This is a genomic window from Thiothrix sp. (assembly GCF_028714775.1).
Taxonomy (GTDB): Bacteria; Pseudomonadota; Gammaproteobacteria; order Thiotrichales; family Thiotrichaceae; genus Thiothrix.
In genome coordinates, this window is the sequence record NZ_JAQTLS010000015.1 from 59,589 (window position 1) to 74,051 (window position 14,463).

The window sequence follows — 14,463 nt, forward strand, 5'->3', positions numbered from 1 at the left end:
GGTTTTTCCATAACGAATTTGAGGCATTATCTTCCCACTTGCACCGAATGTGTGCAATGCAAAAGATGGCGATTGGCAGTGTGCTTCAATCGCCCAGCAGCGCTTGTAAATTCGAGACGTAGGCGCGTGCGGTTTCTTGGCGTTGTTCCGGGGTGATGACCTTTTTGTCTTCCCACTCCAAGTGTTCCGGGGGGAGTTCATCGAGAAAACGGCTGGGTTCGACGATCGAGGCTTCCCCGTAGCGCGAGCGGGTTTTGGCGTAACTGATGGTGAGGTTTTTTTGCGCCCGCGTGATGCCAACGTAGGCAAGGCGGCGTTCTTCTTGGATGCTGTGTTCGTCGACGCTGTTGGCGTGTGGCAGCAGTTCCTCTTCCATGCCGATGAGGAAGACGCTGGGAAATTCCAGCCCCTTCGCGCCGTGCAGGGTCATGAGGCTGACGGCATCTTGTTCTTTTTCTTCGCTATTGCGTTCGAGCATGTCCACGAGGCTCATGTGGGCAATGATGTCGGAAAGCGTTTCTTTTCCAGCACCATCGTCGTGCAGCTTGCGTACCCAATCGACGATTTCCCACACGTTTTTCATGCGGGCTTCGGCCTGTTTGGGGGTATTGCAGGTATTTTTCATCCAATCGTCGTAGCCGATGTCGGTGATGACTTGCTGGACGATTTTGGTGGGGTCGGCACTGTCGGCGGCGCGGATCAATTCGTGCAGCCAGAAACAAAACGTTTCAATCCGTTGGGTGGCTTTGGCGGAAATGCGTTGGGCAAAGCCGAGTTCTTGCGCGGCATTGAACAGGCTGGTGTGGCGTTCGTGCGCGTATTCGCCGAGTTTTTCCAGCGTGGATGTGCCGATTTCACGTTTGGGGGTGTTGATGATGCGCAAGAAAGCGGCATCGTCGTCTGGGTTGGCGATCAGGCGCAGGTAGGCGAGGATGTCTTTGACTTCCGCCCGCTCGAAAAACGAAGTTCCACCACTGATTTTGTAGGTAATGTTGTTTTCGCGCAGCAGCTTTTCAAACAGGCGGCTTTGGTGGTTGCCCCGGTAGAGGATGGCGAAATCCTTGAACGCGGCGCGGTCGCGGAAGCGGGCTTTGAGGATTTCACTGACAACTTTTTCGGCTTCGTGCTCGGGATTGCGGCAGGGCATGATGCGGATTGGGTCGCCTTCGCCGAGGGTGCTCCACAGGTTTTTCTCGAATAGGTGCGGGTTGTTGCCGATTAATTTGTTGGCACTTTGCAATATGCGGGCGGTGGAACGGTAATTCTGTTCCAGCTTCACCACCTTGAGCATCGGGTAATCTTTCTGCAACTGCGCAATGTTTTCCGGGCGTGCGCCGCGCCATGCATAGATCGACTGATCGTCGTCGCCCACCGCAGTGAGTGCGCCTCGAATGCCGGAAAGCAAGCGGATGAAGCGGTATTGGCAGGCGTTGGTGTCCTGATATTCGTCGATCAGCAGGTAACGCAGCTTGTTTTGCCAGAATTGCAGCGCGTCCGGGTGCTGCTCGAACAGACGCACCGGCAACACGATCAGGTCGTCGAAATCCACCGCATTATAGGCTTTGATCTGCCGCTGGTATTTTTCGTAGAGGATGGCAGCGAGTTTTTCATCCGTGGTATTGGCTTGCAGCGTGGCTTGCTCAACGGAAATGAAGTCGTTTTTCCAACGCGAAATGATCCAGCGCAGGTTCTCGGCTTCCTCCACATCTTCCTTGTGCGCCAGTTCTTTGAGGATCGCGGCACTGTCTTGCGCGTCGAGGATGCTGAAATTGTTCTTGTAACCGAGGCGCTTGGCTTCGCGCTTGATGATGTTCAAGCCGAGCGTGTGGAAAGTGGAAACCGTTAGCCCTTTGGCTTCCTCTTTGGTCAATAGTTGGCTAGCGCGTTCGCGCATTTCGCGGGCGGCTTTGTTGGTAAAGGTAATCGCCGCGATTTGGTCAGCAGAATGCACACCTTTACGGATCATCCACGCAATTTTCTGGGTGATGACGCGGGTTTTGCCACTGCCAGCACCAGCGAGGACGAGGAGGGGAGAGCCGAGGTGGGTGACAGCGGCTTGTTGTTCGGGGTTGAGTCCTTGCATGGGTTATTTGAACACGGCTTCAAGCCATTGGGTAAATGCAGTGAGGGCAGCGGAATCGGTGGCGAATACGCCAGCTTGATAGGCTTTTCCTGCGGATGTGCCGGGCTTCTTTTGCCATGCTAGCAGGGTAGAGAGGCGAGCTTTGGAAATGTGCGTATCCTTGAAAGTGCGTAAATCACCCAATCCGGTGATGGCTTCGTCGGCTTTGTCCAGCAATGATTGTTGAGTCGGATTGCCTAAGTTTTCCAGTAGTAAATCTTCTAGCATTCCGTCAGTACTATGTGTGGGCATAATCCATAAACCAATGGGAGTGAATTCTTCGGGATGTCTAAAGATTTCCCCTGTTAGTGTCACATCTGAGAAAGGCGGTATGTTGTAGCCGTAATCACGTAATACATTGGTGATTTGTTCACGGCGCTTCGCAAACCCGTAGCCTTGTTTCTGAGAATCAGCGTCTATGATTATTGCTAAATGCGTAACTTCCCCTGCTGTAATCCGTTCCCAAGCTGTTGGTAATGCTTGAGTGCGTAATACATCAACGCCATCACTTTCTGTTTGACAAAAATTTTGGGGCGTTTCTGGTTCAATATCAACTTGCAACTCCAACTTGCAAAGAAAATGCTGAAAGAATGCACGGTCATCTTGTCCTTCAACAAGAAGAATTCTTTGTTGTTTTTTCATTAACGGATTTCCATGCCGGAGTTAACAATCCACTCTAATCTGTCTTCGCCGTAGACATGAGCAATGATTTGTCCACGGTTAGACTTGCCAGCACTACGCCCCAAAGCGATGAGTTTTCCATCAACTTCCTTGTTTGCGACAGCAACCTTAGTGAATGCTTTTAAAGTATCTTCACTGTGAGTTGTTGCAACCACTTGAATATCTAGCTCTTTTGCTAACGTAAATAGTTTTTTCCATACCTCCTCCTGAATCGAGTAGTGCAGCCCATTCTCGAATTCGTCAATCAGTAAGAAACCATTCTTTGCTTTCAATGCACTCAAAAATATTTGAAGGATACGACTCACGCCTTCACCCATTGCTTTAAGTGGAACAGCTTTGGCTTTTCCTTTTATTTTTAGAACGGCAACCCTTTCCTCTTTCTTATCAGGAGATTGAACGAAAATTACATTTGTAATGTCTGCATTAAAAATAGTCAACGTCTCTTTAACGATATGTTCTTCAGAATCTAAATAGGCAGTATCCCATTGCTGAGCAAGGTCATTCTCATGAGCAAGTTGGCTGTCAACTAGAGCAAAGGGTTTTTGATGATCACGCCATTCATGTTCTGGATCACAATTTTCATAAACTTCACCAAGGCGATCGTCATAGTCAGGATAAAAGCATACAGATTCTTTGTCACCCTGAATTGAAATACTTTTGCTGCGTTCTTGATATATGACACCATTGAAAAGTTCATGTCGACTTTTTAAAAGATTTCTTAATGATTCTGTTGAGCCGCCTTGAGCAAAAACCGCAATAGCCTCCAACAACGTACTCTTCCCGCTGTTATTTCTCCCCACGATCAGGTTCACCCGCCCCAGTGAGGGGATGGTGAGGTCTTCAAAGCAGCGGAAATTCTTGATGTGCAGGCTGTCGAGCATGGCGTTTGTCCTTCATTCTAAGTCCCCTGACTATAGCAAGTTTCAGGCCGAAGCAGTACGTTTGGCGCAAGCCTGTTCAAGCGAAGGGGCAGGGCGCATATAATGCCCGCTATGACAAAAATCGCAAGCCTTACCGACCTGAACTTCCATCATGTGCTAGAAGAAACGCCCGGCGCAGCACTGGTGTTTTTCACAGCGCCCAACTGCGGTGCGTGCCGTAGCCTCAAGCGGGCGTTGGAAAAATTCCTGCACACACACTCGCCGTTGCCGGTATTTGAGGTCGATGCTGTCCACAACGGCGGGCTGGTCAATGCGTTGGATATTTTCCATCTGCCCGCGCTGTTCCTGTATGTGGATGGGCACTACCACTGCGAATTGAAGTGCGAAGCGTTGCCTGCCCGCATCCACCACGCCATCCAAACCGCCCTGAGCCAGCCCGCCGAGGACGAACCATGAACATTGATACCGCAACAGGGCTGTTGGATTGCGCCCGCCAATGCCCATCGCCCAACTATGACGAACGCCCGGACGGTTGTACCCCCGACCTGATCGTGCTGCACAATATCAGCCTGCCGCCCTACGAATTCGGTGGCAACTGGATCGACCACCTATTCACCAATCAGCTTGACCCCGCCGCGCATCCTTTCTTTGCGGAAATCTGTCATCTGCGCGTCGCTAGCCACCTGCTGATCCGGCGAGAAGGTGAGATCGTCCAATACGTGCCATTTCACAAACGGGCATTCCACGCAGGCGTATCCAACTATCAGGGCAGGGAACGCTGCAATGATTTTTCTATCGGCATCGAGATCGAAGGTACGGACTTTGAAACTTTCACCGAAGCACAATACCAGCAATTGGAACAATTACTGCCCGCATTGGTAGCAGCTTACCCGACCTTGAGCTTGCAACACATCACCGGGCACGAACATATCGCGCCGGGGCGTAAAACCGACCCCGGCCCCTTCTTCGATTGGCAGCGTTTAAGCAAAACCTTGGGAGTCGCGTTACCTGCATGAGAACAATAATTGACTTGCTGCGCCACGGTGAACCCGAAGGCGGCAATATGTACCGTGGCAGCGGCACTGACCATTCCTTAAGCGAGCGCGGTTGGCAACAAATGTGGGCAGCGATTGAAGGCAAAGGCGGTTGGGATGCTATCGTCACTTCTCCCATGAGCCGTTGCCATGCGTTTGCCAGTGCCGTGGCGGAAAAATACGGTCTGCCGTTGGAAGTCATACCCGACTTGCGCGAAGCCGGTTACGGCGCGTGGGAAGGTTTACGGCCGGAAGACATTCAAGCGACCCAGCCCGAAGCTTACCGCGCGTTGTATGCCGACCCGCTCCATTGCCGTCCGCAAGGTGCAGAACCGCTGGAAACTTTCGCCCAGCGGGTCACGCAAGCTTTCGCGCAAGTGCAAGAACAGTATGCCGGAAAACATATTTTGCTGGTTTCTCATGCAGGCACAATGCGGGCGATTGCTGTGCACCTTTTGGGTGCGCCGATCACCGCACAGCAACGTATCAGCTTGTCATTCGCGGCTTTTTTCGCTGTTCATCAGGACGATTTCAAAGGGGTGCAATTGGTCTTTTAAGTGTTGTATAAGGGCAACAATAGGAGCGGAAAAGCATTCAGTCCGGCAGAATTCCTACGCTGACCTATACTTTGAGGTGTAGCCAAAAAAACACATCGGGTGACGAGGGATCAGTCGGTCGTGTTTTGGATTGACAGAAATTCCAAGCATTCAAGCCTTGTCGAGAGAGGGAATTCAATGAAAACGCCTATCGTTATGTCCCGGTCATTTATGCAAACCCGCCGGAGTTTGCTCCTTTTGCCCTTAGCACTGGCAGCAGGCCGTTTGATGGCGGCAGATGCTGCCCCCGCTTTACCTCCCGGTGCGTGCCCTTTGAACAGTGGCGGCCCTTCGTTGTTAGGGAGCAAATGGCGGCTATTTTCTGTGTATGGGCACGAAACCCCGCCCGAACTTGAGATCAACATGGAAGTCGGTGAAAACACATTGACCGGCAATGCAGGTTGTAACAATTACACTGCCAAGTTCAAGCGTGTCGGTCACACTGGCTTCATGATGACGGGGTACGATAAAGACAGGAATGCGTGCAATGTGCTGCCGACGGTTCCCGGTGGCCCCACCATCAACGTGGGTAGCTGGGAAGGTGATTACCTGCGTACCCTGATGCGGGCAGGCAGTGTGCAACAAGAAGGCGCGATGCTGCATTTCTTTAACCGCAACGGCGATCCGGCGGTTATTTTCACCAAGAAGTTTGATGCACCAGCCTAAACTAAATCGTGTGTGTTTGCGCCCCACAAAACACCATACATTGAGTTGCAAAACGGTGGTATAATGCAACGCTTTTTTAGTTCCCGGTTCAGGAGAAAAGCGGCATGTTTTCCAGCCAGATGAAAATTGCAGGATATGATGATGAATTGTGGGGTGCAATGCAGGCCGAAGTGCGCCGTCAGGAAGAGCACATTGAGCTGATTGCCTCCGAAAACTACGCCAGCCCGCGTGTCATGGAAGCACAAGGTTCCGTACTGACCAACAAGTATGCGGAAGGTTATCCTGCCAAGCGTTACTACGGTGGCTGCGAATACGTCGACGTGGCGGAACAACTGGCTATCGACCGCGTGAAAAAGCTGTTTGGCGCGGATTATGCCAACGTGCAACCGCATTCCGGCTCACAAGCCAATGCTGCCGTATACATGGCGCTGCTGAACCCCGGTGATACCGTGTTGGGCATGAGTCTTGCGCACGGCGGTCACTTGACCCACGGGGCAAAAGTTAACTTCTCCGGTAAAATTTACAATGCTGTGCAATACGGCATTACCGACGACGGCTACATTGATTACGCTGAAGTTGAGCGTTTGGCAGTCGAACACAAGCCGAAAATGATTGTTGCTGGTTTCTCCGCTTATTCCCGCGTCATTGATTGGGGCAAGTTCCGCGAAATCGCTGACAAAGTAGGCGCTTACCTGATGGTGGACATGGCGCACGTTGCCGGTTTGGTTGCTGCGGGTGTTTACCCAAGCCCAGTACAAATCGCTGACGTAACGACCTCCACCACCCACAAAACCCTGCGTGGCCCGCGTGGCGGCGTTATTCTGGCGAAATCCAATCCTGATCTGGAAAAGAAATTCAACTCGCTGGTATTCCCCGGTATCCAAGGTGGCCCATTGATGCACGTCATCGCCGCCAAAGCAGTTGCGTTCAAGGAAGCGTTGGAACCTGAATTCACCACTTACCAACAGCAAGTTGCCAAAAATGCGAAAGTCATGGCAGAAACCCTGATTGCACGTGGTTACAAAATCGTTTCTGGCGGTACAGACAATCACCTGATGCTGGTTGACCTGATTGCCAAAGGCATTACCGGGAAAGCGGCGGATGCGGCGTTGGGTGCTGCGAACATCACGGTTAACAAAAACTCTGTGCCGAACGACCCGCAATCGCCTTTCGTGACCAGCGGTATCCGCGTGGGTACGCCTGCGATCACTACCCGTGGTTTCAAGGAAGCGGAAACGGCGCAACTGGCAAACTGGATGGCAGACGTGCTGGACAATATCACCGACACCGCGACTATCGAGCGCGTTAAAGGTCAGGTATTGGACATCTGTGCACGCTTCCCGGTGTATGCGTCTGGGACTTCGCTTGGCGATTACCCGGCATAACCCACGATGCGTTGCCCTTTTTGCGGAGCAGATGACACGCGGGTAGTTGACTCCCGCTTGGCGAACGAAGGCGACCAAGTGCGCCGCCGTCGCCGTTGCGTGGCTTGCGATGAACGTTTCACCACCTATGAAGTGGCGGAACTGACCATGCCGCGCGTCATCAAGTCCAATGCTGCGCGTGAGCCGTTTAACGACGATAAGTTACGCGGTGGCATCATGCGGGCGCTGGAAAAAAGGCCGGTTTCGATTGAAAGGATCGAAGCCGCACTCAGCCACATCCGCAAAAAAATTCTCATCAGCGGCGAACGCGAAGTGGCTTCCTCCATCATCGGTGAACTGGTGATGGACGAATTGCGCCAACTGGATGAAGTCGCTTACATCCGCTTTGCTTCCGTCTACCGCCGTTTCGATGACATTGAAGAATTCCGCAGCATGATCGAACATCTGGAAAGCGACCCGACCCCGGAACAGCGCAACCGCCAGATCGACTTGCTGCCACGTCCCCCTAAAGTATGAGTTTCACCGCCGACGATCACCGTTACATGGCGCGGGCGCTGCAACTGGCGCGGCGTGGTTTGTACACCACCCAGCCTAACCCGCGAGTCGGTTGCGTGATTGTACGCGACGGGCAAATTGTCGGCGAAGGCTGGCACGAACGCGCTGGCGAACCCCACGCCGAAATCCACGCGCTACGCATGGCAGGCGAAGCCGCCCGTGGCGCGGATGTATACGTTACGTTGGAACCTTGTTCCCATTTCGGGCGAACCCCCCCGTGCGCCAATGCCTTGGTGCAAGCCGGTGTTGCACGGGTAGTGGCAGCAATGGTTGACCCCAATCCGCTGGTGGCAGGTAATGGCTTGCGGGTATTGCAACAAGCGGGGATTGTTACTGCCTCCGGTTTGTTGGAAAGTGATGCCCGCGCCCTCAACCCCGGTTTCATTTCTCGCATGGAACGTAACCGCCCCTACATCCGCCTGAAAATGGCGATGAGTTTGGACGGGCGTACCGCGATGGAATCGGGCGAAAGTGTGTGGATCACGGGTGAGGCAGCGCGGCGCGATGTGCAATTCCTGCGGGCGCAAGCGGGGGCTATCCTCACCGGGATTGGCACGGTATTGGCAGATGACCCTTCGCTCAATGTACGCCTGACTGCCGCAGAACTGGGGATTAGCGGGGAAGTTTACCAACCCGTGCGGGTGGTATTGGATTCCAGTTTACAGTTTCCACTGACCGCGAAAATGTTGGATATTCCCGGCACGACCCGCATTTACACATGCAGTACCGACGTGCAGAAAATCACCCAACTGGAACAGGCGGGAGTAATCGTGCGGCGTTTCGCAGGCAACAAATTACAACTGCCTGAAGTCATGGCAGCGTTGGTGGATGACGGCATTACCGAAGTCCACGTCGAAGCGGGGGCGACACTTTGTGGTGTGTTGGTTGAGCAAGGTTTCGCCGACGAATTGGTGATTTACCTTGCGCCACACTTGATGGGTTCCAGCGCCCGTGCATTATTTAACTTGCCACACATTGCCCGGATGCACGAGCGCATTGCGCTGGACATCCGCGACATCCGCGCTGTCGGGCAGGATTGGCGACTCATTGCAGTCTTGAAACAAGAGGTTACACACTGATGTTTACCGGAATTATCCAGTCCATCGGCACTGTCCGCGACATGCAACCCAAGGGCGGCGACATGCGCCTGAGCATTGCGACCGGCAAGCTGGACATGAATGATGTGGCGCTCGGCGACAGCATTGCCGTCAATGGCGTGTGCCTGACTGCGATTGCATTTGATGGCAGCAGTTTCAGCGCGGACGTTTCCCGCGAAACCCTCTCCCTAACCAGCCTCGGCAATCTCAACCGTGGCTCCAGCGTGAATCTGGAAAAAGCCCTGACCCTGCAAACCCGTTTGGGTGGGCACTTGGTCAGCGGGCATGTGGACGGCTTGGGCGAAGTCATTAGCCGCCACGATGACGGGCGTTCGGTGCGTTTTTCCATCCGCGCCCCGGACAGCCTAGCGAAATACATTTCGGCGAAAGGCTCCATCTGCATCGACGGAACCAGCCTCACAGTCAATAAGGTCGATGGCAGCACCTTTGAACTCAATATCGTGCCGCATACATTGGAAGAAACCATCATCGCAGGCTACCACGCAGGCACAAAGGTCAATCTGGAAGTGGACATCATTGCCCGTTACCTCGAACGCTTGCTGCTGGGGGATAAGGCCGCGCAATCGGCTTCTTCAGGTGGCATTACCGAAGCCTTTCTCGCTGAACATGGGTTTATGAAATGAGCGACACCATTATCCGCATGACCGAATACAGCCACGGCTCTGGCTGCGGTTGCAAAATTTCCCCTGCCGTGTTGGATGTAATCCTGCACAGCCAGTTACCGCCGGATGTGTGCGATGCGCTGCTGGTCGGCAACAGTTCCCGTGACGATGCCGCCGTGTACGATTTGGGTAATGGTACGGCCGTGATCAGCACCACTGACTTTTTCATGCCGATTGTGGATGACCCGTTTACCTTCGGGCGCATCGCTGCCACCAATGCGATCAGCGACGTGTACGCGATGGGCGGTAAACCGATCATGGCGATTGCGATTTTCGGCTGGCCTTTGGATAAATTACCGCCGGAAGTGGGGCGCGAAGTGGTCGAAGGTGGGCGTAAAGCCTGCCAAGACGCTGGTATCCCGCTGGCAGGTGGGCACAGCATTGACGCGCCGGAACCCATTTTCGGGCTGGCGGTCACGGGCGTGGTGGCAACGGCTAACCTCAAACAGAACAGTACCGCACAGGCGGGTTGCAAACTTTTTCTCACCAAACCGATTGGTATCGGCATCCTCACCACCGCACAAAAACGCAAAGTGTTATTGCCGGAACACACCAACCTTGCCGTTGATGTCATGTGCCGGATGAATTCCCTTGGTGAGGAATTGGGCAAATTGGCCTGCGTCACCGCACTGACCGATGTGACGGGCTTTGGGCTGGGCGGGCATTTGCGCGAAATGTGCGAAGGCAGCGGCATCCAAGCGGTCATCCAATTCGACCAAGTGCCGGTGTTGCCGCACATCCCGCAATACCTTGATTTGGATTGTTCGCCGGGTGGGGCAAAACGCAATTTCGACAGCTACGGCTATGCCTTGGGCGACATGAGCGAGCGCCAGCGCCAGATTATTTGCGACCCCCAAACCAGCGGCGGTTTGCTGGTAGCCGTCACGCTCGAAGGCGAAGCCGATTTCCTGATGGTGTGCCGTGATGCGGGTATGGATTTACAGCCGATTGGCTATCTGCGCGAACCCGTGGCGGGCGCTGCCTTGATTACGGTTGAATAACATGGCATTGCAGCAGGCGGGCAAGGATTTACCACTGGTCGACGATTTGCGGGAACTGTTCTTGCACGACCGCCCGATGCTGGATGTGCGTGCGCCCATCGAATTTAAGGAAGGCGCGTTCCCGTGCAGCACTAACCTGCCGCTGATGGATGACGTTGACCGTGACCTGATCGGCAAGCGTTACAAGCAATTGGGGCAAGATGAAGCGATTGCGCTGGGCTTGGAACGGGTCAGCGGCGACATCAAAGCGGGCAGGGTGGCAAACTGGGCGGAATTCGTGCGCCAACACCCCGATGGCGTGCTGTACTGTTTTCGTGGTGGTTTACGTTCGCGCATTTCACAGCAGTGGTTGTTTGAGCAAACTGGCATCCGTTACCCGCGTGTTAACGGTGGCTATAAGGCCATGCGGCGTTTTTTGCTGGAACAACTGGAAAACTTGCCCAGTGATTTCCGTCCGTTTGTGCTGAGCGGGCGTACTGGATCGGGCAAAACCCGTTTTCTGAGAAACTTCGAGCAACAGATTGATTTAGAAGGTGTGGCTAATCATCGCGGTTCGGCATTTGGCTCGCAACCCACCCCGCAGCCTAGCCAAATCAGTTTTGAAAATACCTTGGCAATCGCGTTGTTACGCAAGTTTTATCAAGTACAAGCTGCGCTGTTGTTTGAAGACGAAAGCCGCATGATCGGTTCGGTGCATTTGCCGGAAACGTTCTTTGCTACATTGAGCAATGCCCCGTTGGTGCTGATGCAGGTGTCGGATGATGAGCGCGTAGAAATCAGCTATCAGGAATACGTGGTGGATACGTCGGCGGCTTTTACGGCCTTGTTGGGCGATGCGCAAGCCGGGTTTGCCGCTTTCACCGCTTATTTGCTGGGCAGTTTGGAAAAAATCCAGCGGCGTTTGGGTGGGGTACGTTACCAGCAAGTGCGTAAGCTGATGCAGGATGCGCTAGCAATACAAGCAGCCAACGGTTCGACAGAGGCGCATTACCCTTGGGTGCGTTTCATCCTGCTGGATTATTACGACCCGATGTATGACTACCAAATCGGCAAGAAACAAGAGCGGCTGGTGTTTACTGGGTCGCCGGATGAGGTACGCGAATACCTCGCGGGGCAGGGGATTTGCTAGTCATATCCTACCTTTGTGGTATGGTATTGCGTGCAGTGTTAGGATAGTTTCACCACTTTCAGGTTCGAGGTAAGGTTTTATGTCAGCAGAAGAACATCTCTCCACGGAAAAACGCATCCTGATGGCGATGCGCAAAACACTCGGCAAGATTATCCGTGACCTCACGCCGTCAGATTCGGCTGTGCAATATCCGCTCTCCGATAGCACGGTGGAAGATGTCAAAAAATGCTTCGACCTGATTGCTGCCCGCGAACGTGAACTGGCGCAACAAGCAGGGATTGACGTGCAAGACCGCCCACACTTTATTGACGAGCAACGCACGACTAATGTGGTGTCAATGCACGGCTTGAAAAAGGACTAAAGCTATGCAGCAGTTTTCCCCTGAGGAAATGGGCGCATTGACAAGGGCGGTTGTGCATCACTTGGACGAATGGAAGATCAGCGCGGAAGACATGCTCGCTGTGTTGGGTTTACCGGAGGATGTGCGCCCGCGCCACTTGCAGCAATATCGCCAAGGCATGAAGGCTTTCCCGCAAACCGAAGACATCATGCACCGCATTGACCATTTGGTCGGTATTGCGGATGCGCTGCGCACGACGTTCCCGTTCAGTAGCCAAATGCGCGTAATGTGGTTGCAAAAACCGCACAGGCGTTTCCAGCAACGTTCCCCGCTGGCAGTGATGTTGGATGAAGGCACGGATGGCCTGATGAAAGTCCGCATCGAAGTGGATTGCGCCTACGGCTATGCGATCAATGATGCTTTGAACGCCAGCCAGCAAAAGGCTGCGCAGCTTGGCTAAAATGCACCTGCATTTGCTGGTTCCGGGCTTGTTCCAACCGCTTAAACTCTGGCGTAAGGATTTTGCCTTCCAACCGCAAGCAGAAAACTTGTTACGTTTGTGCGCTAATGCCCGCCCGGAAACGCTTCCTGTGCAAGGGCTGGAAAATACCCTATTCCACCTGTGCGGGCATCCTGCTGATACGGAAATCCCGTTTGCCTACTACCGCTACTTGTCCGATTTTGGTGTGCCGCCGGAACAGCCGCTGTTATGCGCTGATCCAGTAGCGTTGCAAACCGGGATTGACCAAGTATTGATGCGCCCAGAATTACCGCCGTTAAGCGTGCCAGAAATGGAAACCTTGCTGGTTATTCTGAACAAGCATCTGGCAGAAGATGGCCTGCAACTGGTGGCAAACCATCCACAACGCTGGTATTTGCTGGGGGAACGGATTGATGCCTCGCTACAAACCGTGCCGTTACTGAAAGCTCTGGGGCAAAGCATTTTCCCGCTGTTGCCGCGTGGTGAACGTTACTGGCATCGCTTGTTGAATGAATTGCAAATGCTCCTGCACACCAGCGGTACGTCCGCCAATGCCCTGTGGCTGTGGGGCGCATCTCTCCCTACGGCTCTCCCCCCTTTGCAAAAGGGGGGGCGGGGAGGATTTATCGGCACTTCCACAACTGCCGAAGTCATGGCCTCTGCCACCCAAACGCCACAGCAAGCCGCCACAAAACTCCCCGATTGCGATTTCAGCGGCGGCAATCAGGTCATTATTCTCGAAGACCTGCTGCAACCCGCTGTCGCTGACGACCTGCAAGGCTGGCAAGATGCCCTGAACGGCCTAGAAGAAAACTGGTTTGCCCCGGCACTGGCAGGGATGAAATCCGGCAAGTTCAGCGTGAGCCTGAGTGCTTGCGATGGCCGCACCTTGCATTGCCAATCTGCACCCTTGTGGAAATTCTGGCAGACACGGATGGCAAATTGGGATGCATTGTCTCGCTGACTGGCTTTTTGTGCGCCGCAACAGTAAGCTATTCCCCCACTGATAACCGCAAATCAAGAGAGGACAGCATGGCGCGTTGGGTACGTTTTGAAGCCGCCGGGGCAACCCGTTTCGGCACACTGGCAGATGGCACGATTGCCGAATACGAAGGTGAATTGTTCGGGGAAAACCGCGCCACTGGGCGTGAATTTGCCGTGGCGGATGTGCGCTTGCTGATGCCTTGCCAACCTTCCAAAATGATTGGCCTGTGGAACAACTTCCACGAACGCGCAGTGCTGGAAAACCTGCACACGCCGGAACACCCGCTGTATTTCCTGAAACCCGCCAATACCTTTGCGGGCGAAGGCGACCCGATCCCGCGCCCTACAGGTTATGACGGCATGGTGGTGTTCGAGGGTGAATTGGGGATTGTGATCGGCAAACGCTGTAAAGACGTACCGCTGGTGGATGCGCCGGGTGTCATTTTCGGCTACACCTGCGTGAACGATGTTACCTCCCGCGACTTGCTCAAACGTGACCCGGTGTTCGTGCATTGGACACGGGCGAAAGGCGCTGACAATTTCGGCGTGTTCGGCCCCAGCATTGCCACCGATCTTGATCCGGCAAGCTTACTACGGGTGCGGGTCGAACTGAATGGTGTGGAAAAGCAAAACTACCCCGTCACAGACATGATCTTTTCCCCTTACGAAATTGTCAGCCGCATTTCCCACGACATGACGCTGGAAGCGGGCGATGTGATTGCCTGCGGTACGTCCGTCGGGGTGTGCGGGATGCAGGACGGCGACACGGTGGTGGTCAGCATCGCCGGAGTAGGGGAGCTGACCAACCGTTTCGCGTAAACCTGCCCG

Annotated in this window: 17 protein-coding genes; 14 read left to right on the top strand and 3 right to left on the bottom strand. The window is 53.9% G+C overall.

The window, feature by feature from the left end; all coding sequences use genetic code 11:
• Window positions 1–85: 85 nt before the first annotated feature.
• The 3 genes from rep to PHE17_RS14290 are packed head-to-tail and all read right to left on the bottom strand — an operon-like array spanning window position 86 to window position 3,684.
• Window positions 86–2,083, bottom strand: a complete 1,998-nt coding sequence (gene rep, locus PHE17_RS14280; protein ID WP_301016562.1) for a DNA helicase Rep — start codon at window positions 2,081–2,083, stop codon at window positions 86–88.
• Between the two features lie 3 nt (window positions 2,084–2,086).
• A complete protein-coding gene (locus tag PHE17_RS14285) occupies window positions 2,087–2,764 on the bottom strand; it encodes a DUF3226 domain-containing protein (RefSeq protein ID WP_301016563.1) in 678 nt (225 codons plus the stop codon).
• The gene (locus PHE17_RS14290; RefSeq protein ID WP_301016564.1) at window positions 2,764–3,684 is read right to left on the bottom strand and encodes an AAA family ATPase; all 921 of its coding nucleotides are present in this window, start codon (window positions 3,682–3,684) and stop codon (window positions 2,764–2,766) included. Before PHE17_RS14290 ends, PHE17_RS14285 begins: the two co-directional genes overlap by 1 nt.
• Before the next feature lie 102 nt (window positions 3,685–3,786).
• Here PHE17_RS14290 and PHE17_RS14295 point away from each other — a divergent pair, with 102 nt between their 5' ends.
• The 14 genes from PHE17_RS14295 (at window position 3,787) to PHE17_RS14360 (ending at window position 14,454) form a co-directional block, all read left to right on the top strand.
• Window positions 3,787–4,140 carry a thioredoxin family protein gene (locus PHE17_RS14295; RefSeq protein ID WP_301016565.1) on the top strand — a complete coding sequence of 118 codons (354 nt, stop codon included), beginning with the start codon at window positions 3,787–3,789 and terminating at the stop codon, window positions 4,138–4,140.
• Window positions 4,137–4,700, top strand: coding sequence for a 1,6-anhydro-N-acetylmuramyl-L-alanine amidase AmpD (gene ampD / locus PHE17_RS14300; RefSeq protein WP_301016566.1), 564 nt, complete (start codon window positions 4,137–4,139; stop codon window positions 4,698–4,700). Before PHE17_RS14295 ends, ampD begins: the two co-directional genes overlap by 4 nt.
• Entirely contained in the window at window positions 4,697–5,275 is a 579-nt protein-coding gene (locus PHE17_RS14305) for a histidine phosphatase family protein (protein WP_301016567.1), read from the top strand. The genes ampD and PHE17_RS14305 overlap by 4 nt, the downstream gene beginning before the upstream one ends.
• 177 nt (window positions 5,276–5,452) lie before the next feature.
• Window positions 5,453–5,980, top strand: coding sequence for an META domain-containing protein (locus PHE17_RS14310; RefSeq protein WP_301016568.1), 528 nt, complete (start codon window positions 5,453–5,455; stop codon window positions 5,978–5,980).
• Window positions 5,981–6,084: 104 nt separating this feature from the next.
• Entirely contained in the window at window positions 6,085–7,365 is a 1,281-nt protein-coding gene (glyA, locus tag PHE17_RS14315) for a serine hydroxymethyltransferase (RefSeq protein ID WP_301016569.1), read from the top strand.
• A gap of 6 nt (window positions 7,366–7,371) precedes the next feature.
• Window positions 7,372–7,881: a transcriptional regulator NrdR gene (gene nrdR, locus PHE17_RS14320; RefSeq protein ID WP_301016570.1), complete on the top strand. Its 510-nt coding sequence runs from the start codon at window positions 7,372–7,374 to the stop codon at window positions 7,879–7,881.
• Window positions 7,878–8,999: a bifunctional diaminohydroxyphosphoribosylaminopyrimidine deaminase/5-amino-6-(5-phosphoribosylamino)uracil reductase RibD gene (gene ribD / locus PHE17_RS14325; protein WP_301016571.1), complete on the top strand. Its 1,122-nt coding sequence runs from the start codon at window positions 7,878–7,880 to the stop codon at window positions 8,997–8,999. Before nrdR ends, ribD begins: the two co-directional genes overlap by 4 nt.
• Window positions 8,999–9,661 carry a riboflavin synthase gene (locus PHE17_RS14330; protein WP_301016572.1) on the top strand — a complete coding sequence of 221 codons (663 nt, stop codon included), beginning with the start codon at window positions 8,999–9,001 and terminating at the stop codon, window positions 9,659–9,661. The genes ribD and PHE17_RS14330 overlap by 1 nt, the downstream gene beginning before the upstream one ends.
• Window positions 9,658–10,701, top strand: a complete 1,044-nt coding sequence (gene selD, locus PHE17_RS14335; protein ID WP_301016573.1) for a selenide, water dikinase SelD — start codon at window positions 9,658–9,660, stop codon at window positions 10,699–10,701. Before PHE17_RS14330 ends, selD begins: the two co-directional genes overlap by 4 nt.
• Before the next feature lies 1 nt (window position 10,702).
• On the top strand, window positions 10,703–11,830 hold the full coding sequence (gene mnmH, locus PHE17_RS14340) for a tRNA 2-selenouridine(34) synthase MnmH (protein WP_301016574.1): 1,128 nt from the start codon (window positions 10,703–10,705) through the stop codon (window positions 11,828–11,830).
• Between the two features lie 79 nt (window positions 11,831–11,909).
• Window positions 11,910–12,191, top strand: a complete 282-nt coding sequence (locus PHE17_RS14345) for a segregation and condensation protein A (protein WP_301016575.1) — start codon at window positions 11,910–11,912, stop codon at window positions 12,189–12,191.
• 4 nt (window positions 12,192–12,195) lie between these two features.
• The gene (locus PHE17_RS14350; protein ID WP_301016576.1) at window positions 12,196–12,630 is read left to right on the top strand and encodes a DUF2384 domain-containing protein; all 435 of its coding nucleotides are present in this window, start codon (window positions 12,196–12,198) and stop codon (window positions 12,628–12,630) included.
• Window positions 12,623–13,615 carry a hypothetical protein gene (locus PHE17_RS14355; protein ID WP_301016577.1) on the top strand — a complete coding sequence of 331 codons (993 nt, stop codon included), beginning with the start codon at window positions 12,623–12,625 and terminating at the stop codon, window positions 13,613–13,615. The genes PHE17_RS14350 and PHE17_RS14355 overlap by 8 nt, the downstream gene beginning before the upstream one ends.
• Window positions 13,616–13,683: 68 nt before the next feature.
• A complete protein-coding gene (locus tag PHE17_RS14360; RefSeq protein ID WP_301016578.1) occupies window positions 13,684–14,454 on the top strand; it encodes a fumarylacetoacetate hydrolase family protein in 771 nt (256 codons plus the stop codon).
• The last annotated feature ends 9 nt before the right edge of the window (window positions 14,455–14,463 follow it).

Coding starts and splice junctions, on each gene's coding strand:
- rep (WP_301016562.1), bottom strand. CDS start 2,083: ATGCAAGGACTCAACCCCGAACAACAAGCCGCTGTCACCCACCTCGGC.
- PHE17_RS14285 (WP_301016563.1), bottom strand. CDS start 2,764: ATGAAAAAACAACAAAGAATTCTTCTTGTTGAAGGACAAGATGACCGT.
- PHE17_RS14290 (WP_301016564.1), bottom strand. CDS start 3,684: ATGCTCGACAGCCTGCACATCAAGAATTTCCGCTGCTTTGAAGACCTC.
- PHE17_RS14295 (WP_301016565.1), top strand. CDS start 3,787: ATGCCCGCTATGACAAAAATCGCAAGCCTTACCGACCTGAACTTCCAT.
- ampD (WP_301016566.1), top strand. CDS start 4,137: ATGAACATTGATACCGCAACAGGGCTGTTGGATTGCGCCCGCCAATGC.
- PHE17_RS14305 (WP_301016567.1), top strand. CDS start 4,697: ATGAGAACAATAATTGACTTGCTGCGCCACGGTGAACCCGAAGGCGGC.
- PHE17_RS14310 (WP_301016568.1), top strand. CDS start 5,453: ATGAAAACGCCTATCGTTATGTCCCGGTCATTTATGCAAACCCGCCGG.
- glyA (WP_301016569.1), top strand. CDS start 6,085: ATGTTTTCCAGCCAGATGAAAATTGCAGGATATGATGATGAATTGTGG.
- nrdR (WP_301016570.1), top strand. CDS start 7,372: ATGCGTTGCCCTTTTTGCGGAGCAGATGACACGCGGGTAGTTGACTCC.
- ribD (WP_301016571.1), top strand. CDS start 7,878: ATGAGTTTCACCGCCGACGATCACCGTTACATGGCGCGGGCGCTGCAA.
- PHE17_RS14330 (WP_301016572.1), top strand. CDS start 8,999: ATGTTTACCGGAATTATCCAGTCCATCGGCACTGTCCGCGACATGCAA.
- selD (WP_301016573.1), top strand. CDS start 9,658: ATGAGCGACACCATTATCCGCATGACCGAATACAGCCACGGCTCTGGC.
- mnmH (WP_301016574.1), top strand. CDS start 10,703: ATGGCATTGCAGCAGGCGGGCAAGGATTTACCACTGGTCGACGATTTG.
- PHE17_RS14345 (WP_301016575.1), top strand. CDS start 11,910: ATGTCAGCAGAAGAACATCTCTCCACGGAAAAACGCATCCTGATGGCG.
- PHE17_RS14350 (WP_301016576.1), top strand. CDS start 12,196: ATGCAGCAGTTTTCCCCTGAGGAAATGGGCGCATTGACAAGGGCGGTT.
- PHE17_RS14360 (WP_301016578.1), top strand. CDS start 13,684: ATGGCGCGTTGGGTACGTTTTGAAGCCGCCGGGGCAACCCGTTTCGGC.